A 22,396-nucleotide genomic window follows, 5' to 3' on the forward strand; every position below is an offset into this window, starting at 1 on the left:
TGCACAGGAAGAAAGCGCTTCCCACGCACGCACGACGTACCACGACGTACTGAGAACGGAGAACAGTCATGGCCCAAGCCGCAGCCGTGGCGAAACCGCCCGCGCCACCCCGGCGGCGCCGTGCCTCCGCCACGCCGCGCAGGCTTCCCTACCTGCTGATCGCACCGGCCGCCCTGCTCATGCTGGGCTTCATCGCCTACCCGGTCATCAGCGTCTTCTACTACAGCCTGCAGAACTACAACCCCACCAAGCCGTGGCGGAACGGATACGCGGGCTTCGACAACTTCGTCCACGCCTTCACCGAGGACCCGGTCTTCTGGGACACCCTGGTCTTCAGCGCCAAGTGGGTCTTCGTCGAGGTCGGCCTGCAACTGCTGTTCGGTCTCGCGCTGGCCCTCATCGTCAACCAGACCTTCGTGGGCCGGGGCCTGGGGCGCGCCCTGGTCTTCTCCCCGTGGGCCGTCTCCGGCGTGCTGACCTCCGCGATCTGGGTGCTGCTCTACAACTCCCAGACGGGCATCACCCGTTACCTCGCTGACATGGGCATCGGCTCCTACGGCACGAGCTGGCTGTCGGACACCTCCACGGTGTTCCCGGCGGCGGTCGTGGCCGATCTGTGGCGCGGAGTGCCCTTCTTCGCGATCCTCATCCTCGCCGACCTCCAGTCCGTCTCGAAGGACCTGTACGAGGCAGCCGAGGTCGACGGGGCCAGCCGCCTCAAGCAGTTCTGGCACATCACGCTGCCCCATCTGAAGGACGCCATCATCCTGTCCACCCTGCTGCGCGCGGTCTGGGAGTTCAACAACGTCGACCTGCTCTACACGCTGACCGGCGGCGGCCCGGCGGGCGAGACCACGACCCTCCCGCTCTACATCGCCAACACCTCGGTCGACGCCCACAACTTCGGCTACGCGTCCGCCCTGACCACGGTCGCGTTCGTGATCCTGCTCTTCTGCTCGATGGTCTATCTGCGGCTGAGCAAGTTCGGAGGCGAGAGCAAGTGAGCGTCAAGGAAGCCACCAAGGCGGCGCCCGCTCCGGCGCCCACGGCCCCCGAACCGCCGCGTCCCGCCAAGGGGAAGCGCGCCTGGGACGAGGCCCCCCGCTGGCAGATCTACCTGCCCCTGGGGATCTACCTGGTCTTCACCCTCATCCCCTTCTACTGGATCCTGCTCTTCGCCCTGCGCCCGGCCGGCTCGACCTCGCTCGTGCCCTGGCCGATGACCTTCGACCACTTCGAGAAGGTGTGGACGGAGCGCAGCTTCGGCACCTACTTCACCAACAGCGTGCTCGTCGGCGTCGCCACCCTGGTGATGACGACCCTCGTCGCCCTGGCAGGCGGCTACGCCCTCGCCCGGTTCGACTTCAAGATCAAGCGGGCGTTCATGCTGGGCCTGCTGTGCTCCCAGTTCGTGCCGGGCGCGCTGCTGCTGGTCCCGCTGTTCGAGATCTTCGCCGAACTCCAGATGATCAACAGCCTCGGCAGTGTCATCCTCGCCGAGACGGTCTTCCAGCTGCCGCTGTCGATGATCCTGATCAGCAACTTCATCAAGAACGTGCCGTACTCCCTGGAGGAGGCGGCCTGGGTGGACGGCTGCAACCGCATGACGGCCTTCCGGATCGTCGTGCTGCCGCTGCTGCGGCCGGGCCTGATCGCCGTCGGCTCCTTCGCCTTCGTGCACTCCTGGAACCACTTCCTGTTCGCCCTGATGTTCCTCAACAACCAGGACAAGCAGACCATCCCGGTCGGCCTGAACACCCTGATGAGCGCGGACAGCGTCGACCTCGGCGCGCTCGCCGCGGGCGGCATCATCGCGGCCGTGCCGGTCGTGATCGTGTTCGCCTTCATCCAGAAGTGGCTGATCACCGGGTTCAGCGCGGGGGCGGTGAAGGGATGAGACTACGTCAACTCGCCGTCGCGGCAGGGCTGGTGGGCGTGCTCTGCGTCCCCGCGCACGCCGAGGCACGGGACATCGGCCGCGACACCCTGCCCGCGAACGACGGCTGGGCCTCCGAGGGAGCGGGCACCACCGGAGGCGCGGCCGCCGACGCCGACCACGTCCACACGGTCACGGACCGCGCGGGACTCGTCCGCGCCCTCGACGGCGGCAGCGACACCCCGAAGATCATCAGGATCGCCGGGACGATCGACGCCAACACCGACGACGACGGCGACCGTCTCGACTGCTCCGACTACGCCACCGGCGGCTACAGCCTGAAGAAGTACCTCGCCGCCTACGACCCCCGCACCTGGGGCGCCGCCAAGCCCAGCGGCCCGCAGGAGGAGGCCCGCCAGGCCTCCGCCGCCCGGCAGGCCGAGCGGGTCGTGCTGCCCGTCGGCTCCAACACCACGATCGTCGGGCTCGGCGACTCGGCCGTCCTGAAGGGCGCGAGCCTCCAGGTGCGGAACGCGGGCAACGTGATCATCCGCAACCTCGACATCCGCGACGCCTACGACTGCTTCCCCGTCTGGCAGCCCAACACCGGCGGACTCGGCGACTGGAAGACGGCGTACGACACGATCTGGCTGACCGGCGCCACCCATGTGTGGGTCGACCACGTGACGTTGAGCGACAAGGGCCACCCGGACGCCCAGGAGCCCACCTACTTCGCCCGCAACTACCTGCGCCACGACGGACTGCTGGACATCACGAACGGCTCCGACCTGGTGACCGTCTCCTGGAGCCGGTTCGCGGACCACGACAAGGCGATGCTCATCGGCAACGGCGACACCGCCACCGGCGACCGCGGAAAGCTCCGGGTCACCCTCCACCACAACGCGTTCGAGTCGGTCGTCCAGCGCGCCCCGCGCGTCCGCTTCGGCCAGGTACACGTCTACAACAACCGCTACGAGATCACCGACGACTACCGCTACTCCCTCGGCGTCTCCACCGAGTCGAGGATCTACGCCGAGAACAACGCCTTCCACGCCCCCGGCCATGTGGAGGTCGCCGACCTGGTCAAGAGCTGGAACGGCAGCGCCCTGCACCAGGGCGGCACGCTCTTCAACGGCTTTCCGGTTGACCTGCTCATGATCTACAACGCCTACAACTCGGGCAGTGAGCGCGACCTGACGGACGACGTCGGCTGGACACCCGCCCTGCACGGGCGGATCGACAGCGCCGCCGCGGCCGACCGGGCGGTGGCCCGCGGCGCGGGTGCGGGGAGGATCCCATGACCGGTCGCATGATCGACTCCATGAACACACCTCTGCCTGTCGTCCTCGCCGGCGCCCGGGGCCACGGCCGCTGGCACGTCGAGAACATCCGCCGCCTCCAGGAGCTGGGCCTCGTCCGGCTGGCCGGCGTCTGCGAACTGACTCCGCTGACCGAGGCGGAGCTCGACGGCCTGGGCACGCCCGAGCAGTCCGCCGACTTCGGCGCCCTGCTGGACTCCACCGGCGCCCGGATCGCCGTGATCTGCACACCCATCCCCACCCACACCGACCTCGCGCTCACCGCGGCCGAGCGGGGCGTGCACCTCCTGCTGGAGAAGCCGCCCGCCCCCTCGTACGCGGAGTTCCGCCGCATGGCCGACGGGGTCGAGGCCGCCGGGGTCGTCTGCCAGATCGGCTTCCAGTCGCTGGGCTCGCACGCCCTGCCCGCCATCCGCGAGCTGGTCGCCGAGGGGGCGATCGGCCGGCTGGTCGGGCTCGGCGGGGCCGGTGCCTGGGTGCGGGACGAGGACTACTTCCGGCGGGCGCCCTGGGCGGGCAAACGGCGGCTGAACGGCGTCGACGTGATCGACGGGGCGCTGACCAACCCGCTCGCCCACGCCGTCGCCACGGCACTCGCCCTCGGCGGCAGCACCCGCGCCGAGGACGTCACCGGCATCGAGACCGAACTGCTGCGCGCCAACGCCATCGAGTCCGACGACACCTCCTGCGTCCGGATCAGCACCGCCCAGGGCCACCCGGTCACCGTCGCGGCGACCCTGTGCGCCGAGCGGGCGGACGAACCGTACGTCCTCGTGCACGGGAGCACCGGCCGCATCACCTTCTGGTACAAGCAGGACCGCGTGCTGCTCCAGCGCGCGGGGCACGGCCCGGAGGAGTTCGAGCACGGCCGCACCGACCTGCTGGAGAACCTCGTCGCGCACCTCACCACCGGCGCCGACCTGCTGGTCCCGCCGGACGCGACCGGCGCCTTCATGAAGGTCGTGGAGGCCATCCGCACTGCTCCCGACCCGGCGCCGCTGCCGGACACCGCCTGGCACCGCGTCCCCGGTGAGAACCGCCGGGTGGTGCCCGGCATCGACGGGCTCGTCGCGGCCTCCGCCGACACCCTCTCCCTCTACTCCGAGCTGGGCGCCCCCTGGGCGCTGCATGCGGCGCACCTGTCGAAAGAGGTGAGCACCAGATGACCAGCGGCAACGACACCGCGGTACTGCGTGTCGCGGGCCGGCCGGTCGGCCGGTACGTCACCCGGCCCGAGCTGCCGGCACGGCTCTCCCCGCGCCCGTACCTGCACCCCGTCACCACCCTGGCCGGAACGGCGGTCACCGAACTGGCCCCCGCCGACCACGCACACCACCTCGGCGTCGGTGTCGCCGTTCCCGACGTCGAGGGGTTCAACTTCTGGGGCGGGCGCACCTACGTCCGCGACCAGGGCCCGACCGAGCTGGACAACCACGGCTCCCAGCGGCACGTCGCGTTCCAGCTGCGCGACCCGGACGGCTTCGTGGAGGAGCTGCGCTGGGTCGCCGCGGGCGGTGAGCTGCTGCGCGAGCGCCGCACGGTCGCGGCCACCGCACTCACCGACCAGGCCTGGGCGCTGGACCTCACCTTCTCCCTCACCAACGTCACCAGGAACCCGCTGTCGATCGGCAGCCCCGCGACCAACGGACGGCCGGGCGCGGCCTACGGCGGCTTCTTCTGGCGGGCCCGCAAGGAGTCCTCCGCGCCGGAGGTCCTCACGGCCGGGGCCGAGGGCGAGGGGCAGGTCCACGGCCGCCCCGCCGACTGGCTCGCCCTGCGGGGCGGCACCTGGACGCTGGTCTTCGCCGGCGCCACCGAACAGACCCGCCGCGACCCGTGGTTCGTGCGCACCGAGGAGTACCCGGGCGTCGGCTCCTCGCTGGCGTACGGCGAGCGGCTGCCGGTCCCGCCGGGTGAGACCGTCGTCCGCCGGGTGGTCACCGTCGTCGCCGACGGCCGCCTCGACCGGGACGCCGCGGCGGCCCTCGTCCGCAAGGCGGTGAGCCCGTGACCGCCGAGACCTACCGCAACCCGGTTCTCGACGCCGACTGGTCCGACCCGGACGTCGTCCGCGTCGGCGACGACTTCTACCTGACCGCCTCCAGCTTCGGCCGCGTCCCCGGACTGCCGTTACTGCACTCCCGTGACCTGGTGAACTGGACCCTGGTCGGCCACGCCCTCGAACGGCTGGAACCGGCCGAGGAGTTCGAGAGGCCCCGCCACGACTGCGGCGTCTGGGCCCCGTCCCTCAGGTACCACGACGAACACTTCTGGATCTTCTGGGGCGACCCCGACCAGGGCATCTTCCAGGTCAACGCCCCCGGGATCAGAGGCCCCTGGACCCGCCCGCACCTGCTGAAGGCCGGCAAGGGCCTGATCGACCCCTGCCCCCTGTGGGACGAGGAGACCGGCGAGGCCTATCTGGTCCACGCCTGGGCCAGGTCCCGCTCCGGGATCAAGAACCGCCTCACCGGGCACCGCATGCGCCCCGACGGCACCGAACTCCTCGACGAGGGCAAGGTGATCGTCGACGGCGACCGCATACCCGGCTGGTTCACCCTCGAAGGTCCCAAGCTCTACAAGCACGACGGCTGGTTCTGGATCCTCGCCCCGGCCGGGGGCGTGGAGACCGGCTGGCAGGGCGCCTTCCGCTCGCGCGGCTTCTTCGGGCCGTACGAGGAGCGGATCGTCCTGGAGCAGAAGGACACCGACGTCAACGGCCCCCACCAGGGCGGCTGGGTGCGCACCCCGTCCGGCGAGGACTGGTTCCTGCACTTCCAGCAGCGCGGCGCCTACGGCCGGGTCGTGCACCTCCAGCCGATGCGCTGGGGCGCGGACGGCTGGCCGGTGCTCGGGGACGACGGCGCCCCCGTCGCCGTGCACGAGATGCCCGACCTGCCGCAGCAGCCGCCCGCGGCGCCCGCCACCGACGACGACTTCCCGGGCGGACGGTACGGACGCCAGTGGCAGTGGACCGCCAACCCGGGCGACGGCTGGGCCACCCAGCACTCCGGGGACGGGCTCCGGCTGACCTGCGTCCGCTCGGCCGACGCGCACGATCTGCGCAAGCTGCCGAACGTGCTCACCCAGCGGCTGCCCGGCACGCCCTGCACGGTCGAGGTGGAGCTGCGGCTCGACAGCAACGAGCCCGGGGCCCGGGCCGGTCTCGCGGTCCTCGGGGACGCGTTCGGCTGGATCGGCCTCCAGCGGGGCGCGGACGGCACCGCGCACCTCGTGCACCGGTTCGCCGAGGCGGTCGCGGAGGCCGAACGCGACGCCGCCCACCCGCGGCTCGCACCCGGGGACCGGGCCCGGCTGCGGATCGAGATCGGCGCGGGCGCCCGCTGCCGCTTCTCGGCCGACGTCGGCGACGGCTTCCGGCCGTCGGGCCCGGTCTTCGCCGCCACCCCCTGGCGCTGGGTCGGCGCCCTGCTCGGGCTCGTCGCCCTCGCGCCCGCCGGTCAGGGACACGCCGGCGCGGCGACGTTCACCCAGTTCCGGATCAGCGCCTCGTAAAGCACCTGAAGTCCTAAGCCTGTTGGGAGCCGCAATGACGCACCTCCGTAGCAAGCGCTTGTCGAGACCGGGGCACGGCAAGGTCGTGGCCGCGGTGCTCGGCCTCGTCGCCGCGCTGGGCCTCGGGACACTCGGGGACGCACAGGCGGCCCCGCAGTCCGGGTCCGGGCCCGCCGCCGACCGCTGGACCGACCGGCCGCACGGCTTCGCCTCCCTCGCCGGCGGCACCACCGGAGGGGCGGGCGGCAAGGTCGTCACCGTCACCGACCAGGCCGCGCTGGCGAAGTACGCGGCGGCCGAGGAGCCGTACGTCATCCGCGTCAAGGGGTCCCTCGACATGGACCCCTTCGGCACGGAGATACCCGTCGCCTCCGACAAGACCATCATCGGCGTGAGCGACACCGCCGAGATCGTGCACGGCGGCTTCACCCTCGATCCCGGCACCCACAACGTGATCATCCGCAACCTGACCATCCGCGACACGGCCATCGAGGGCAACTGGGACTGCAAGGACACCGGCTACGACGGCATCCGCCTGGACACCGCCCGCCACGTGTGGATCGACCACATCCGGTTCTCGCGGATCTGCGACGGCCAGCTCGACATCCGCAAGGACAGCGAGTACGTCACCGTCTCCTACAACCAGTTCACCGACAACAACAAGACCTTCGGCATCGGCTGGACCCCGAACGTCAGGACGCAGATCACCGTCGACCACAACTGGTTCCGCGGCACCAAGCAGCGCAACCCGTCCGCCGACAACTGCGCCTACGCCCACCTCTACAACAACTACCTGTCCTCGCAGCTGTCCGACGGCGACCCCGTGTGGACCTACGGCAACTGGTCGCGCGGCCGGACGAAGATGGTCATCGAGAACAGCTTCTACGACGGTGTCCAGCACCCCTACCAGGCCGACGCCACCGCCGAGCTGGTGCAGCGCGGGTCGGTCCTGCGCAACACCACGGGCCGGCACGACGCGTGGGGCACGGCGTTCGACCCGCGCGCGTTCTACGCCTACCGGCTCGACCCGGCCGCCGCCGTGCCCGCGCTGGTGAAGCGGTTCTCCGGACCGCAGAAGCGGATCGGCGGCCCGTTCGTCCTGCGCGTCCCGGGCGACTACCCGACCGTGCAGTCGGCCGTCGACGCGGTGCCCGACGGCAACGACACCGCCGTCGAGATCGCCGTCGCGCCGGGCACGTACCGCGAGAAGGTGGTCGTCCCGGCGAGCAAGCCGAACATCGTGCTGCGGGGGACCGGACAGGACCGGTCCGACACCGTCATCGTCTTCGACACGCCCGCCGAGTACGGGGGTTCGACGGGGAGCGCCACCGTCCGGATCGCCGCGAACGACGTCACCGCACGCAACCTCACCTTCAGCAACGACTTCGACGAGGCCGCGCACGAACTGAAGGGCGAGCAGGCGCTGGCGATGAAGACGACCGGCGACCGGATCGTCTTCGAGGACACCGCGTTCCTGGGCAACCAGGACACCCTGATGACCGACAGCCCCAAGCTGACCACCGTCAGCCGGGTCTACGTCCGCGACTCCTACATCGAGGGCGACGTCGACTTCGTCTACGGGCGGGCGACCACCGTGATCGAGAGATCGGTGATCCGGGCGCTGAGCCGGGGCTCGGACACGAACAACGGCTACATCACGGCGGCCTCGACCTGGAAGGGCAACCCGTACGGCTTCCTGATCACCCGGTCGAAGATCGTCAGTGACGCCCCAGCCGGGAGCTTCCACCTGGGCCGGCCCTGGCACCCGGGCGGAGAGCCGGATGCGATCGCCCAGGTGCTGATCCGGGACACCGAGCTGCCGGCCGCCGTCAAGTCCTCGCCGTGGACCGACATGAGCGGGTTCTCGTGGAAGGACGCGCGGTTCGCCGAGTACCGCAACCACGGCCAGGGAGCGACGGTCACTTCCGACCGTCCGCAGTTGAGCGACCAGGAGGCGCGGTCCCACACCGTGGCCGCCTACCTCAAGGGCACCGACGACTGGGCACCCCACGCCCGCCACTGACCCCCCACACCTTCAAGTTCCGCTGGATCCAGAAGAAGAGAGCCGACCAATGAAGATCAGCAATCGCAGAAGCAGGCGCGCCGCCACGGCCGTCGCCCTGGGGGCCGTGCTCGCGCTGACCGCCACCGCCTGCGGTGACGACGGCAGCGGGGCGGGCGGTGACAAGGGCGCCGACGGAAGCGGCAAGGGCAAGATCGTCTTCTGGGACAACAACGGCGGTGTCCGCACCGAGGCCTGGAAGGAGATCATCGCCGACTTCGAGAAGGCGAACCCCGAGATCAAGGTCGAGTACGTCGGGATCGCCTCCACCGAGTACCAGTCCAAGGTCGACACCGCCCTCCAGGGCGGCGGTCTGCCGGACGTCGGCGGTGTGGGCGCGGCGATGCTCGCGGGGTTCGCGGCACAGGGCGCGCTGGAGCCGCTGGACGAGCGGCTCGCCGAGTCCTCGCTCGACGGCAAGCTCAACAAGGACATGGTCGAGTCGCTGAAGGCGGCCGGCGGCGGTGACGACAAGCTGTACTCGATTCCGACCTCCGCCAACAACGGTGTCCTGTACTACCGCACCGACCTGTTCGAGAAGGCGGGGCTGGAGGAGCCCACGACCTGGGAGCGGTTCTTCACGGCCGCCGACAAGCTCACGAACAAGGGGAAGAACGAGTTCGGCTACACCATCCGTGGCGGCGCGGGCTCCATCGCCCAGGCGCTCGACGCGATGTACGGGCAGTCCGGGATCACCTCGTTCTGGGACTCCAGTGGTGAGAAGACCACGGTCAACGACCCCAAGAACGTGGCGGCGCTGGAGAAGTACGCGAAGCTGTACAAGAAGGTCACCCCTGCGGCCGACCTCAACAACGACTTCACCAAGATGGTCGCGCAGTGGGACTCCGGCACGATCGGGATGCTGAACCACAACCTCGGGTCGTACCAGGACCATGTGAAGGCGCTCGGGGTCGACAAGTTCCGCGGCATTCCGCAGCCGACCGGGCCCGGCGGGAAGCGGGTTCAGGTCTCCAACCCGGTGGACGGCCTCGGGCTGTTCAAGAGCTCCAAGAACAAGGACGCCGCCTGGAAGTTCATCGAGTTCGCCACGTCGAAGGCGGAGAACTCGAAGTTCAACGAGTCGGCGGGACAGGTGCCGTCGAACACGGACGCCGCGAAGGATGCGTGGATCTCGAAGGCCGAGCCCACGAAGCTGGCCGCTGACGCGTTGTCCGACGGGTCGACGACGATTGTGCAGTTGCCGTACTACCTGCCGGACTGGAACACGATCTCCAAGGCCGACAATGAGCCGAACTTTCAGAAGGTGCTGCTCGGGAAGATGAGTGCGAAGGAATTCCTGGACACGTTGGCTGAGCAGCTGAACGCCGCGCAGGAGGAGTGGGACCAGCAGAAGGGTTGATCCCTGCTGGGTTTCGCCGTGGGGCGGCCTGTGGTTCGCAGGGCGCGGGCCGTCCCGTGGCTTGGCGCGCAGTTCCCCGCGCCCCTGAGGTGCATGTCCCCGCCCTTCGTCGAAAGGAACTCTTAGTGTCTCTCAGCCGAAGACAAGTGGCTGCGGCGGGTATCGCCGCCGTACCCCTCGCGCTCTCCGTCACCCGTACCGCACAAGCCGGTGGTCGCCGGAGCCGCACCCTCTACATCGCCGGTGATTCCACCGCCGCCCAGAAGTACGCGAACGCCGCGCCCGAGACCGGGTGGGGTATGGCGCTTCCGTTCTTTCTCCGTCAGGAGCTGCTGGTCGCCAACCATGCGGTGAACGGGCGTAGTTCCAAGAGCTTCGTCGACGAAGGGCGGCTGGAGGTCATTCTCTCCGCCATTCGGCCCGGCGACTTCCTTCTCATCCAGTTCGGGCACAACGATGAGAAGGCGGAGGACCCGTCTCGGTACACCGAGCCCTGGACGACGTATCAGGACCATCTGCGGATGTACGTCGAGGGGGCCCGGGCCCGTGGAGCGCGGCCCGTGTTCGCCACCTCCGTCGAACGGCGGAAGTTCGACGGAGGCGGGAATGCCCTTCCGACGCACGGTGAGTACCCGGCGGCCATGCGGGCGCTCGCCGCCGAGGAGCGGGTCGCGGTGCTCGACGTGCAGGCGCTGTCGCTCGCCCTGTGGCAGGAGCTCGGGGTCGAGGAGACGAAGAAGTACTTCAACTGGACCGCCACCGAGCAGGACAACACGCACTTCAATCCGCCGGGCGCGATCGCCGTGGCCCGGCTCGTGGCGAAGGAGCTGCTCCGGACCCGGGTGCTCGGGCCGCGCGATGTGCGCCGGCTGGACGAGCGGATCCCCGAGTCGTGGATCACCTGGCCGCAGGCCGCCGCGTAACACCCCCGACGCAGAAGGAAGAGAGCCGCACCATGAACGTTCGGAAGTGTCATGATCATGCCAGAGTTAAGGTCGCCGCGGTGGTCGGATGTGCCGCGCTCGTGCTGTCCCTCAGCGGTACCGCCGCGCAGGCCGGGCCCCGGGACGTGGCCCGCCAGACGCTCGGGGCCAACGACGGGTGGGGTGCGTACGGCACCGGTACCACGGGTGGGGCCGCGGCCGATGCGGCGCACGTCTACACCGTCACCACCTGGGAGCAGTTCAAGGCCGCCCTGAAGGACGGCGGGTCCGCGCCCAGGATCATCAAGGTGAAGGGGATGATCGACGCCGTCTCCCAGGGCTGTGAGGCGTTCGAGGCCGAGGGGTACGACTTCCAGAAGTACCTCGCCGCCTACGACCCCGCCGTCTGGGGACACGACAAGCCGGTCAGCGGTGAACAGGAGGACCTGAGGGCCGCGTCCGCCGCCCGGCAGGACAAGGTCATCAAGGCGGCCGTGCCCGCCAACACCACCATCATCGGCGTGGGCAAGGACTCCGGGATCCTCGGCGGCAGCCTCCAGATCAAGGGCGTCGACAACGTCATCGTCCGGAACCTGACCATCGAGGCCCCGGTCGACTGCTTCCCGCAGTGGGACCCGGCCGACGACAACAAGACCGGCGCCTGGAACAGTGAGTACGACGGGGTGGTGGTCTACGGCTCCACGCACGTGTGGGTCGACCACAACACGCTGACCGACGGCCGCCACCCCGACAGTTCCCTGCCGTCCTACTTCGGCAAGACCTACCAGCAGCACGACGGACTCCTCGACGTCGTGCGCGGCTCCAACCACGTCACCGTGTCCTGGAACTCGTTCAAGGACCACGACAAGACCATGCTGATCGGCAACAGCGACAGCGCCACCGCCGACGACACGGGCAAGCTGAAGGTCACGCTGCACCACAACCGCTTCGAGGGCATCGTCGAGCGGGCGCCGCGGGTGCGGTTCGGGCAGGTCGACTCGTACAACAACCACTTCGTGGTCACCAAGGGCCAGAAGTGGGGCTACGTCTACGGCATCGGCAAGGAGTCCCGGCTCGTCGCCGAGCACAACGCGTTCACCCTGGCACCGGGCATCAGCCCGGCGAAGATCCTCAAGAAGTGGAACGAGGCGCCGGTCACGGCGGGGGCCAACTACGTCAACGGCAAGGCCGTCGACCTGATCGCCGTGCACAACGCGGAGATCCCCGGGGAGACGCTCCAGTCGGGTGCCGGCTGGACGCCGACGCTGCGGGCCGGCGTCGACCCGGCGAAGGCGGTCCCGGGCATCGTCGACGCCCGCGCGGGCGCCGGCCGCGTGTGCTGACCTGACCCGACCGACACGTGAACCAGCCGGGGCGGCCCGCATCGCATCCCCGCCCCGGCCCTTCCCCCTCCGCACGAGTCACCCCGCACCAACCGCACCGCGAAGGAGCAGCAATATGCCCTCGCAGCCCCATGTCTCCCTCTCCCGCCGGAAGTTCCTCGTCACGAGCGCCGCCGCGGGTGCCGTCGTCGGCCTTGCCGCCGTCCCCGCGAGGGCCGCAGGCACCCGGCCGCGCCCGTTCGGCCGGTACGGCTCACCGGCCGCGCGCCCCGACCCGAAGACCCTCTACGTCCACCCGGGCGGCGCCGGTGACTTCACCACGGTCCGGGACGCCGTGGCCGCCGCGACCGGCAGCGGATACACCCTCGTCATCGCCCCGGGCGTCTACCGGCAGACCGTCGCCGTCGACCCCGCCCGTACCGAGATGACCTGGATCGGGGCGAGCGAGAACCCCCGTGACGTCGTCATCGTGTACGACAACGCGGCCGGGACGCCCAAGCCCGGCGGCGGCACCTACGGCACCACCGGGTCCGCCACCACCACCGTGCAGGCCGACGGCTTCACCGCCCGCTGGATCACCTTCGCCAACGACTGGCTGCGCGCCGACCACCCCGGCATCACCGGCACCCAGGCCGTCGCCCTCAAGGTCCAGGGCGACCGGTCCGCCTTCCACCACTGCCGCTTCCTCGGCCACCAGGACACCCTGTACGCCGACTCCGTGGCGCTGGGCACCTTCGCCCGGCAGTACTTCGCCCACTGCTACGCCGAGGGGGACGTCGACTTCGTCTTCGGGCGGGCGACCGCCGTCTTCGAGCAGTGCCGGTTCCGGACCCTGAACCGGACCGACCTGCCGGCCGCCCCGTACGGGTTCGTCTTCGCCCCGTCGACGGCCGGTGCCAACCCGCTCGGGTACCTGGTGACCAGGAGCCGCGTCGACAGCGAGGCTCCCGACGGTTACTACAAGCTGGCCCGCCCCTGGGTGCCCAGCTCCGACACCACCGCCCGCCCCATGCTCACCGTCCGGGACACCTGGCTCGGCCCGGGCATCGACGCGGTCGCGCCCTACGCCAACATGTCGAACGACCGTCCCTGGCAGTCGATGCGGTTCGCCGAGTACCGCAACACCGGGCCGGGCGCCGCCGTGTCCGTGCCCGAGAACCGGCCCCGGCTGAGCCGCGCGCAGGCCACGCTGCACACCAAGGAGACGTACCTCGGCGACTGGCGGCCCGGTGCGTAGGGCCGCGGCGCTCCTCCTCGGTGCGTGCCTGCTCTGGCCGGCCGCGCCGGCCTCGGCCGTCGAACGCGCCCCCGTCGGCTGGGCCTCGACCGGCTCCGGCACCACCGGCGGGGCGGGCGGCAGGACCTGGACGGTGGACACCCGCGCCGAACTCAAGGAGGCCTTGGCGGGCGACGGCGATCCCACCGCGCCCAAGGTCATCCGGGTCGTCGGCGACATCAACGGCCACGAGAGCGACGACGGTTCCCTGCTCGGCGAGCAGGACTACGCGCCCGGCTACGACCTCGGCCGCTACATGTCCTGCTTCGGCGAGGACGGCGCCCTCTGGTCCGACACCCGCTTCGACTACTGCAAGCAGCAGCGGCAGCTGCGCCAGACCGGCTCGAACAGGGAGAAGGCGCAGATCCAGCTCACCGTGCCGAGCAACACGACCCTCGTCGGCGTGGGCCGGGACGCCCGGCTGCTCGGGGTGTTCCTGACGGTCAACACCGGCAGCAACATCGTCGTGCGGAACCTGCGCCTGGAGGCGCCCGTCGACCACTTCACCAGCTGGTCCCCGGACGACGGCACGCAGGGCAGCTGGAACGCCCGCTTCGACGCGCTGACCGTGATCACCGGCAAGAACATCTGGGTCGACCACTGCACCTTCACCGACGGCCGGTTCCCCGACCGCGAGGCGCCCCTCGGATTCCACGGCGAGCGCGTGCAGCGGCACGACGGACTGCTGGACATCGAGGACGGCTCCGACTTCGTCACCGTCTCCGACAGCCGGTTCGAGGACCACGACAAGGCGATCCTCATCGGGTCGGGCGACGGGCGCGGCGACCGGGACCGGGGGCATCTCAAGGTGACCTTCGTCCGCAACCTGTTCAGCGACATCGTGCAGCGCGCCCCGCGGGTCCGCTTCGGGCAGGTGCACGTCGTCAACAACGTCTACCGCGGCCGGGATCCCCTGTACGCCCTGGGCGCCGGCGTGGAGTCCGCGGTCTTCTCCGAGCGCAACGTCTTCCGGCATCCGCGGCCGCCCCAGACCGTCGCCGCCTACGGGGGCGAGCACTTCCACGACACGGGCTCCTGGTTCAACGGCCGGCCCGCCGGCCTGAACGCGGTGGCGAGCCGTCTCGGACTCACCGACGACGTCGGCTGGGACCCCGCCGACGTCTACGACTACCGCGCCCTGCCGTCCCCGTCGGCCGTCGAGCGGTACGTGCTGCGGCACGCCGGAGCCGGGAGGCCGTATGGACGCCCATGAGCGGCTCGGCCGGCGGACGTTCGTCGCCGGGGCGGGCGCGGCCCTGCTGGCCGCGGGACCGGTGAGTTCGGCGGAGGCGGCGGTCGTGGACGGTCCGCTGCCCGACTTCCACCCCGCGCTGAAGGACGCCCTGACCTTCCCGCTCGCCTGGGGGAGATCCCCGATCCGCGACTTCCGCGCCTGGCGGCGTGCCGCCCGGGCCACGGTCGAGGAGCACCTGCTCGTCGACCGGCAGGACGGGACGCCGTACGCCCCGGAGGTCGTCGGTCGTGCCCAGGGGGAGGGATACACAAGGGAGTTGGTGGCCGTCTCCCTCACCCGCTACGAACGCGTGCGCGGCGCCCTGCTCACCCCGCACGGCAGGGGACCCTTCCCCGCCGTGCTGCTCCTGCACGACCACGGCGCCAGGTTCGACATCGGCAAGGAGAAGATGGTCCGGCCCTGGTACGACGACACGCGTCTCGCCTCCGCGCGGGCCTGGGCGGACAAGTACTTCAGCGGGCGGTTCGTCGGAGACGAACTGGCCCGGCGCGGCTATGTCGTGCTGTGCCTGGACGCGCTCGGCTGGGGCGACCGCGGGCCGCTCGCCTACGACCAGCAGCAGGCCCTCGCCTCCACCTTCTACCAGCTCGGCTCCTCACTCGCCGGGCTCATGGCCCGGGAGGACCAGCGGGCCGCCGCCTTCCTGGCGGGACTCGACCGGGTGGACGCCCGGCGGGTCGCGGCCGTCGGCTTCTCCATGGGCGCCTACCGCGCCTGGCAGACCGCCGCCCTCGGCGACGACATCGCGGCCGCCGCGAGCGTGTGCTGGATGACCGGCCTGAAAGAAATGATGGTGCCCGGCAACAACACGCTGCGCGGGCAGTCGGCGTACTACATGCTCCACCCCGGGCTTGCCCGGCATCTCGACATCCCCGACGTGGCGAGCATCGCCGCACCCAGGCCGATGCTGTTCCTCGACGGCGGGCTCGACACGCTCTTCCCGGCCGAGGGCGTACGGGTCGCGTACGACAAGCTGCGTGCCGTCTGGCGGTCGCGCCACGCCGAGGAGCGGATACGGACGAAGACGTGGCCGGAGCTCGGCCACGTCTTCACCCACCAGATGCAGGACGAGGTCTTCAGCTGGCTCGACGACGTCCTGTGAGGCTCATCGCCGTACCGGCTCGATGCCCTCCAGCGTCGGTACCACCGGCTTGATGGTTCCGTCGGCCGCGAACTCCATGCGGTCGATGGTGGTCTCGCGGTGCATGCCGTCACCGCCCGGCCTGCCCGGGCCGTTGAGGGCGAAGCGGTGGTAGACCATGTACCAGTCGTCGGTGCCGGGGGTGTTCACCACCGAGTGGTGACCGGTGCCGAGGATGCCGTACTCGGGCCGCTTCTCCAGGATCGTCCCGCGCTTGGTCCACGGGCCGAGCGGGGACGGCCCCGTCGCGTACGCCACGTGGTAGTTCTCGCTGCGGGTGTCGTCCTCCGACCACATGAAGTAGTACGTGCCCTTCCGCTTGATCACGAACGAGCCCTCGCGGAAGTTGTCCGGGGTGATGTCCTTCACCTTGGACGCGTCGTACGACACCATGTCGTCGTTCAGCGGGACGACGTACCCGTGTCCGTTGCCCCAGTACAGGTACGCCTGGCCGTCGTCGTCGGTGAAGACCGACGGGTCGATCATCTGGCCCTTGAGCGCCCCGCCCTTGGCGACCAGCGGCTTGCCGAGGGCGTCCGTGAAGGGGCCGGCGGGGGAGTCGGCCACCGCCACGCCGATCTGCTGCTCGGCGCAGAAGTAGAAGTAGTACTTGCCGTTCCGCTCGGCGATCGCGGGCGCCCAGGCGTACTTGTCGGCCCAGGTCACGTCAGGCCCGAGGTCGAGGATGACGCCGTGGTCCTTCCAGTGGACCAGGTCCTTCGACGAGTACGCCTTGAACCTGGTACCGCTCCAGCCCTGGAAGCCGTCCGTCGTCGGGTAGATCCAGTACCTGCCGTCGAGGTAGTGGACGTCGGGGTCGGCGTTCAGTCCGGGCAGCATGGGGCTGCGGGTGCGGACCGCCTCGACCGTCCAGGTGCGCTTGGTGCCGTCGGCCGCCGTCACGGTGTACTTCTGCGGCGTGCGGAAGTCGCGCCGGGTACCGGACTTCGGGCTCAGCGTGGCGCCCTCACCGACCCACAGCTTCGGGGCGAGGTTGCGCAGATCGGCGTTCGGCTCCATCGGGAGAACGACCTTCGACGCGCTCTCCGTGACGATGGAGTACCCCTTCTCGTGCTTTGCCGTCGCGTCCACCACGGAGGTCGGGGTGCTCGGGTAGGCAGTGAGCAGCCGGTCGTACTCCTTCTGCGTCACCGGCAGCACCGTGCCGTGCCGGGGGCTGGCCGGGAGCTGGTAGTTCGTCGACGGGGTCCACTTGCCGGAGGCGAGGTCGGTGGTCTCGAACGGGACGTAGCCGCGGCCGCCGTACTCGTCGATGAACAGGTACCACTTCTTCTCGGTGTTGGACTTGAACACCGTCGGGCCCTCGCCGCGGTCCATCGCGCCCTTGCCGATGCAGTCGGCCACGAAGTCGTACTTCGTCGAGGTGAGGGACGTCGACTTCTCACCGGTGATGAACTTGGAGCAGGGGCTGGAGGAGCTGGGGTCCCGCTCGTCCTTGGTGTAGCGGTAGTACTCGTCCTTGTACTTCACGACCGTGGAGTCGATCACCGAGTAGCCCGGGTCGTTCCAGATCTTCGGCTCGCTGAAGGTGCGGAAGTCCTTGGTCGTCGCGTACATCATCTTGTTGTACGTGTCGCCCTTGTGGTCCGGGTCGTCGTCGGCGTACAGCTTCGACGCCCAGAAGACGACGTACTCACCGAGCTCGTCGTCCCAGTAGGCCTCCGGGGCCCAGGTGTTGCCCGCGTTGTCCGGGGACACCTTCACCAGGCGCTGGTCGGTCCAGTGGACCAGGTCGGTGGACTCCCAGACCATGATCGACTTGCTGCCGTGCCGCTGCACCTGGTCCCAGCTGCCGCTGGAGTTCTGGTACATCCGCAGGTCGGTCGCGATCAGGAAGAACTTGTCGCCCTTGGGGGAGCGGATCACGAAGGGGTCGCGCAGGCCCTTCTCTCCGATCGTCGACGTCAGAACCGGCTTGCCGGCGTTCAGCTCACGCCAGTGCAGCGCGTCGTTGCCCCGGCTCAGGGCGTAACGGATCTGCTCGCCGTCGGCGGTGCCCTCGCCCGTGAAGTAGGCGAAGAGATAGCCGGCGTACTTGGAGTGCTTCACGGGTGGTGCTCCGGAGTCCGCGGTGCTGGGTGGCGCCGTGAGAAGGGTCAGGAGGAGGCCGGTCAGGGCCAGGAACGGCAGCAGGAGCGTGCGGGGGCGCATGACACTTCCTGTCGAAGTCTGGGGGATTCTGTTGGATGGCGGCCCTCGGAGTTTCACCGGACGGGGACAGGGCGTCAACGGGTGTGCGTGAGGCCGGTGGTTCCGAAAGTTTCGGAGACTCGGGCCCGCCCGTGCACGTGACGGCGGCAACGGCGGCAACCCTTTCGCGGCACGGCGGCGACTGCCGGTCGGAAACGGGCCGGAGCGGGCCCCTCCGAACCGTTTCCGTCCCCATCGCCTAGGAAAGGAACGCTCCGTGCTGCTCAGCGCAGGACGCCACCGCAGGACCCGTACGCTCACCATCGCCGCCGCGGTGGTCTGTGCCTCGGGGGCGGGCGGCGTCTACCTCGGGCTCTCGGGCGGCGGCGCGCAGGCCGCCTCGTCGACGGTCACCGTCTCCACCGCGGCCCAGCTCGAAGCGGCCGTGAAGAACGCCACCGCCGGTACGGTCATCCAGGTCCGCGCCGGCACCTACTATCCGGCCGCGACCCTCAAGTCCACGGCAAGCGGCACAAGTTCGGCACGCATCACCCTGCGGCCCCATGGCGCCGAGAAGGTCACGATCGACGGCTCCAAGCTGCCCGCCGGCTCCTGGCTGGCCGCCCTGCACGGCGACTACTGGACCGTCCAGGACCTCGCCTTCGTCAACTCCCCGGCCCAGGGGTTCGTCGCCACGTCCTCCGTCGGCGGCGTCTTCAGGAACCTCGTCACCGCGGACAACGGCGACTCCGGCTTCACCCTGCGCGGCGACGGCACCACCGGCAACCTCGTGCAGAACCTGGACAGCCACGGCAACCACGACCCGGCCGGCCACGGCCAGAACGCCGACGGCACCACCGTCAAGTTCGGCTCCGGGACGGGCAACAGGATCACCGGCGCCCGGCTGTTCGACAACTTTGACGACGGCCTCGACCTCTGGCAGTTCTCCTCGCCCGTCACCATCGAGCACTCCTGGGCTTTCGGCAACGGCGAGAACCGCCGGCGCGACCCGGCCTTCGAGGGCAACGGCAACGGCTTCGAACTGGGCGGCGGGGGAGCGTCGGTCGCCCATGTCGTCAACAACAACGCCGCCTGGGACAACACGCTGCACGGCTTCACCGAGAACTCCAACACCGGCGCCATCGCCCTGAACCGCAACACCACGTACGCCAACGCCCAGCACGGCTTCCACTTCGCCACCGGCAAGGCCCGTCTCGGCAAGAACCTCGCGGTGGGCGACAAGAAGGGCCCCGCCGAGCTGGGCTCCGCGGCGGTCTCCACGGGCAACGACTGGGACAGCGGCGCCACCCCGCCCTTCCGGTCGACGGACGCGAAAGGCGCGTACGCGGCTCGCCGGGCGGACGGCTCCCTGCCCGCGACGACGTTCCTGACCACCGGCTCCACGACCATCGGCTCGACGATGGACCAGGGCCTGTGCGTGCAGCTGCAAGGCGGAGGAGGGAGTCGACGCGGAGCGTCGGCGACCGACGACGAGGCACACGACGACGCCCCCGCCGGTTCGCACCTGCGGGGGCGTCCTGCCGACCGGCCGAGGGGGGCTCGGCCGGGGCTGTTCGACCGTCCGGAGGGGGGCTCCGGAGGGCCGGGGTGCCGAACGTCCGACTGGGGGCCCGGACATCCGGCAGCCGGCCGGCCCAAGGGGGGATTCGGGCCGGCCGGAGCTCACACGTGCCGCGGCGTCACTGGTAGCTGATGTCCGAGGCCTTGAACTTGCAGGTCTTGCCGTCCGGGCCGGGCGGGGTCAGCTCCTTGGGCTCCTTGCCCGTGTTGTTGCCCTCGAAGCGCACACACGTCTTGATCTTCTTCTTGCTGTCGCCGTGGATGCGGATCTTCGACAGCGTGGCCGTGTCGCCGTAGTTGGCGTTCACGCCGACGATCGAGTTCATCGGCGCCGTCACGTCGACGTCGTTCAGCACGACCGTGCGCTTGTACTGCGTCTTGCAGTTGCCGCAGGAGCGCACCAGCTTCCCGGCGTTCTGCACCTGGAAGCCCGACACGTTCAGCGTCCCGGCGCCGTTGAACTGGAGCACCTTGTCGTCGGCGTTCTTCGCGCCGCCGCCGATCACCTTGTACACGGCCGACGACGACTTGCCCTTGAAGCTGGCCGCGTCCTCGCCGACGTCCGTCCACCACACGTTCTGCAGCGTGCAGCTGCCCTTGCAGTGCACGCCGTCGGCGGCCGGGGTGCCGATGATGACGTTCTTGAGGACCGCGCCGTCGGCCAGCTCGAAGATGGGATCCTGACCCTCGTCCTGGCTGTCGCCACCGAGCGCGCCGGTGCCGTAGAACATCTTCATCCCGCCGTCGCGGACACCGGAGACCGGGATGGTCTTCGACACCGGCGTCTTGCCCGTTTCCGTGGGCCAGGAGGACGCGGCGCCCGCGGTGGACAGCATCGACGTGGTGACGACCGCCGCTCCCGTGATGCCGAACGCGGATAACCCGGCGATCAACGCCCGCCGCTTGGTGACCCGGCGGCGATGGCGGACGCGCTGTTCTGCTGGTGCAGTCATGTACCGATTCCTCGATGGGGGGTGACTCTTGCGCCTGGTGGTCGCCACCGGTGAGGAAAGGGTTGCCGCCTCTTCAGGAATTTTTCACGAGTCGTCTTCCGAGTCGTCCACGGCCGCGAAACCGCCGCCCACGGACAGCCGCTCCGCACCGGCGGCGGCCGTCACCGCGTAGCGGTCGGCGCCGGCGTCACGGCCGCCGCGCTCGTGGTCGAACTGGCCCGCGAACACCCACTCGCCCGCCGGGACCCTACGGCCCTCCTTCAGGGTCCAGGTGTAGACGAGGAAGCCGTCCCGCTCGGCGACCGTGAGTGTGAAGTCGTTCTCGGGCAGCGACCGCCAGGCGCCCGCGTCGGAGACCCCGCCGGTCTGGGCGACGCTCAACCGCACGGTCAGCGCGGTCAGTTCCGCGCGCGTCCTGATCGTGATGTTGCTCTGTGCCCAGAAGTCGTTGCTGTGCGGGTCGACCGAGCCGTCCGACCACAGCGGCCCGTCCTCGGTGGCGGCGGGCGGGCGCCCGGTGGGGGAGGTGCTCGGCGTGCGCGAGGGCGGCGGAGCGGACTCGCGGCGCTCCGGCGGGGCGGACGGTGTGGGGTCCACCGGCGGTGCGGGGGCCCGGCTCGTCGCCTCCGGCGACGGCGTGGGCGTCGGCGACGTCGCCACGTCCTGCTGCTGCGGGGCGGAGGTCTCCTCCTTCACCGCGGACGCGACCGCGTAACCGCCCACCGCCAGCACACCCGCCACCGCGGCCGTCGCGCCCGCCACCCGCATCCACCCGAACACCGGCGGACGCGTGGCCCGGTGGCCGGAACCGGCCGGACCGGCCATGCCGCGCTCGACCCGGGCCAGGATGCGCTCCCGGTCGGGCTCGTGCGCCCCGGCCGCCTCGTGCAGCCGGGCGCGCAGCTCCTCGTGCACGTCCCGCCGCATGGTCATCGGTCCCTTCCTTCGCCCTCACCGGTGCGCGCCGGCAAGCTTTCCACGACCGGCGAGCAACGGGGAGCGCCCACCGCCGCGTGCATCCGCTGCGGCAGTCCCTGTGTGCCCAGCAACCGCTGGAGTTCGGCCATTCCCTTCGAGGTCTGGCTCTTCACCGTACCCACCGAGACGCCGAGGGCGAGGGCGGTGTCCTTCTCCGACAGGTCGAACGCGTGCCGCAGCACCACGCAAGCGCGCTTGCGGAACGGCAGCCGGCGCAGGGCCTCCTGCACGTCGACCACACCCGCGACGTCCGGGTTCTCGGTGTTCTCCTCGCGCTGCGACCAGAACAGGGCGATGCGCCGCCGCTCGCGCACGGCGCTGCGGATCCGGGTGCGGGCCAGGTTGGCGACCACACCGCGCGCGTACGCCGCCGGATGGTCGGCCGCGCGTACCCGGTCCCAGCGGTGCCACAGCGCCAGCAACGCGTCCGCCGCCAGATCGTCGGCGGTGTCCGGCTCGCCCGTCAGCAGGTGGGCCAGGCGGGACAGTTCGGCGTAGTGACGCTCGAAGAAGGCGTGGAACTCCACGGAGGCGGCGTCGTCGACGACTGTGCCCACGGGCGACCTCTCCTCGCAGCGGCTTCGGGCACTCCCGGCCGGGGTGCCCATGAGTGTCACGTAGATGACATGTGATCATCCGGGGGAGGTCCGGACGAGATCGGG

General features: G+C 70.3%; 17 protein-coding genes and 1 pseudogene. 14 read left to right on the forward strand and 4 right to left on the reverse strand.

Going from position 1 to position 22,396, the window contains the following annotated elements; genetic code table 11:
* Positions 1-68: 68 nt before the first annotated feature.
* The 13 genes from SCNRRL3882_RS31340 to SCNRRL3882_RS31400 all read left to right on the forward strand — a co-directional run bounded on the left by SCNRRL3882_RS31340 (position 69) and on the right by SCNRRL3882_RS31400 (position 16,032).
* Positions 69-1,004 (forward strand): carbohydrate ABC transporter permease, encoded by a 936-nt coding sequence (locus SCNRRL3882_RS31340; RefSeq protein ID WP_010037896.1) that lies wholly within the window; start codon positions 69-71, stop codon positions 1,002-1,004.
* Positions 1,001-1,897 (forward strand): carbohydrate ABC transporter permease, encoded by an 897-nt coding sequence (locus tag SCNRRL3882_RS31345; RefSeq protein ID WP_010037895.1) that lies wholly within the window; start codon positions 1,001-1,003, stop codon positions 1,895-1,897. The genes SCNRRL3882_RS31340 and SCNRRL3882_RS31345 overlap by 4 nt, the downstream gene beginning before the upstream one ends.
* The gene (locus SCNRRL3882_RS31350; protein WP_029181035.1) at positions 1,894-3,177 is read left to right on the forward strand and encodes a pectate lyase family protein; all 1,284 of its coding nucleotides are present in this window, start codon (positions 1,894-1,896) and stop codon (positions 3,175-3,177) included. Before SCNRRL3882_RS31345 ends, SCNRRL3882_RS31350 begins: the two co-directional genes overlap by 4 nt.
* The gene (locus SCNRRL3882_RS31355) at positions 3,174-4,361 is read left to right on the forward strand and encodes a Gfo/Idh/MocA family protein (RefSeq protein ID WP_010037893.1); all 1,188 of its coding nucleotides are present in this window, start codon (positions 3,174-3,176) and stop codon (positions 4,359-4,361) included. The genes SCNRRL3882_RS31350 and SCNRRL3882_RS31355 overlap by 4 nt, the downstream gene beginning before the upstream one ends.
* Positions 4,358-5,206 carry a PmoA family protein gene (locus SCNRRL3882_RS31360; RefSeq protein ID WP_010037892.1) on the forward strand — a complete coding sequence of 283 codons (849 nt, stop codon included), beginning with the start codon at positions 4,358-4,360 and terminating at the stop codon, positions 5,204-5,206. Before SCNRRL3882_RS31355 ends, SCNRRL3882_RS31360 begins: the two co-directional genes overlap by 4 nt.
* Positions 5,203-6,711 carry a glycoside hydrolase 43 family protein gene (locus SCNRRL3882_RS31365; RefSeq protein ID WP_010037890.1) on the forward strand — a complete coding sequence of 503 codons (1,509 nt, stop codon included), beginning with the start codon at positions 5,203-5,205 and terminating at the stop codon, positions 6,709-6,711. Before SCNRRL3882_RS31360 ends, SCNRRL3882_RS31365 begins: the two co-directional genes overlap by 4 nt.
* Before the next feature lie 34 nt (positions 6,712-6,745).
* Complete coding sequence (locus tag SCNRRL3882_RS31370) at positions 6,746-8,734, forward strand: pectinesterase family protein (protein WP_029181034.1); 1,989 nt, start codon at positions 6,746-6,748, stop codon at positions 8,732-8,734.
* A gap of 49 nt (positions 8,735-8,783) precedes the next feature.
* The gene (locus SCNRRL3882_RS31375; protein ID WP_010037886.1) at positions 8,784-10,133 is read left to right on the forward strand and encodes an ABC transporter substrate-binding protein; all 1,350 of its coding nucleotides are present in this window, start codon (positions 8,784-8,786) and stop codon (positions 10,131-10,133) included.
* 125 nt (positions 10,134-10,258) lie between these two features.
* Positions 10,259-11,056, forward strand: a complete 798-nt coding sequence (locus tag SCNRRL3882_RS31380) for a rhamnogalacturonan acetylesterase (RefSeq protein ID WP_029181033.1) — start codon at positions 10,259-10,261, stop codon at positions 11,054-11,056.
* A gap of 32 nt (positions 11,057-11,088) precedes the next feature.
* Entirely contained in the window at positions 11,089-12,399 is a 1,311-nt protein-coding gene (locus tag SCNRRL3882_RS31385; protein ID WP_029181032.1) for a pectate lyase family protein, read from the forward strand.
* Positions 12,400-12,514: 115 nt separating this feature from the next.
* Positions 12,515-13,636, forward strand: a complete 1,122-nt coding sequence (locus SCNRRL3882_RS31390; protein WP_010037879.1) for a pectinesterase family protein — start codon at positions 12,515-12,517, stop codon at positions 13,634-13,636.
* The gene (locus tag SCNRRL3882_RS31395) at positions 13,629-14,888 is read left to right on the forward strand and encodes a pectate lyase family protein (protein ID WP_010037877.1); all 1,260 of its coding nucleotides are present in this window, start codon (positions 13,629-13,631) and stop codon (positions 14,886-14,888) included. Before SCNRRL3882_RS31390 ends, SCNRRL3882_RS31395 begins: the two co-directional genes overlap by 8 nt.
* Complete coding sequence (locus tag SCNRRL3882_RS31400) at positions 14,875-16,032, forward strand: dienelactone hydrolase family protein (RefSeq protein ID WP_010037876.1); 1,158 nt, start codon at positions 14,875-14,877, stop codon at positions 16,030-16,032. Before SCNRRL3882_RS31395 ends, SCNRRL3882_RS31400 begins: the two co-directional genes overlap by 14 nt.
* A 3-nt stretch (positions 16,033-16,035) precedes the next feature.
* Here SCNRRL3882_RS31400 and SCNRRL3882_RS31405 read toward each other — a convergent pair whose 3' ends face one another.
* On the reverse strand, positions 16,036-18,243 hold the full coding sequence (locus SCNRRL3882_RS31405) for a family 43 glycosylhydrolase (protein ID WP_010037875.1): 2,208 nt from the start codon (positions 18,241-18,243) through the stop codon (positions 16,036-16,038).
* 256 nt (positions 18,244-18,499) lie between these two features.
* On the opposite strand from SCNRRL3882_RS31405, the pseudogene SCNRRL3882_RS31410 reads away from it, so the two are divergent.
* Positions 18,500-19,648: pseudogene (locus SCNRRL3882_RS31410) on the forward strand (right-handed parallel beta-helix repeat-containing protein); the annotation flags it as partial.
* Positions 19,649-19,922: 274 nt separating this feature from the next.
* On the opposite strand, the gene SCNRRL3882_RS31415 reads toward SCNRRL3882_RS31410, so the two are convergent.
* From SCNRRL3882_RS31415 to SCNRRL3882_RS31425, 3 genes are all read right to left on the reverse strand, one after another.
* Complete coding sequence (locus SCNRRL3882_RS31415; RefSeq protein ID WP_029181031.1) at positions 19,923-20,756, reverse strand: pectate lyase; 834 nt, start codon at positions 20,754-20,756, stop codon at positions 19,923-19,925.
* Positions 20,757-20,840: 84 nt separating this feature from the next.
* Positions 20,841-21,689: a hypothetical protein gene (locus SCNRRL3882_RS31420; protein WP_010037870.1), complete on the reverse strand. Its 849-nt coding sequence runs from the start codon at positions 21,687-21,689 to the stop codon at positions 20,841-20,843.
* Positions 21,686-22,291: a SigE family RNA polymerase sigma factor gene (locus SCNRRL3882_RS31425; RefSeq protein WP_010037866.1), complete on the reverse strand. Its 606-nt coding sequence runs from the start codon at positions 22,289-22,291 to the stop codon at positions 21,686-21,688. The genes SCNRRL3882_RS31420 and SCNRRL3882_RS31425 overlap by 4 nt, the downstream gene beginning before the upstream one ends.
* Between the last annotated feature and the right edge of the window lie 105 nt (positions 22,292-22,396).

Origin of the sequence: Streptomyces chartreusis NRRL 3882 (genome assembly GCF_900236475.1) — a bacterium.
GTDB classification, from domain to species: Bacteria; Actinomycetota; Actinomycetes; order Streptomycetales; family Streptomycetaceae; genus Streptomyces; species Streptomyces chartreusis_D.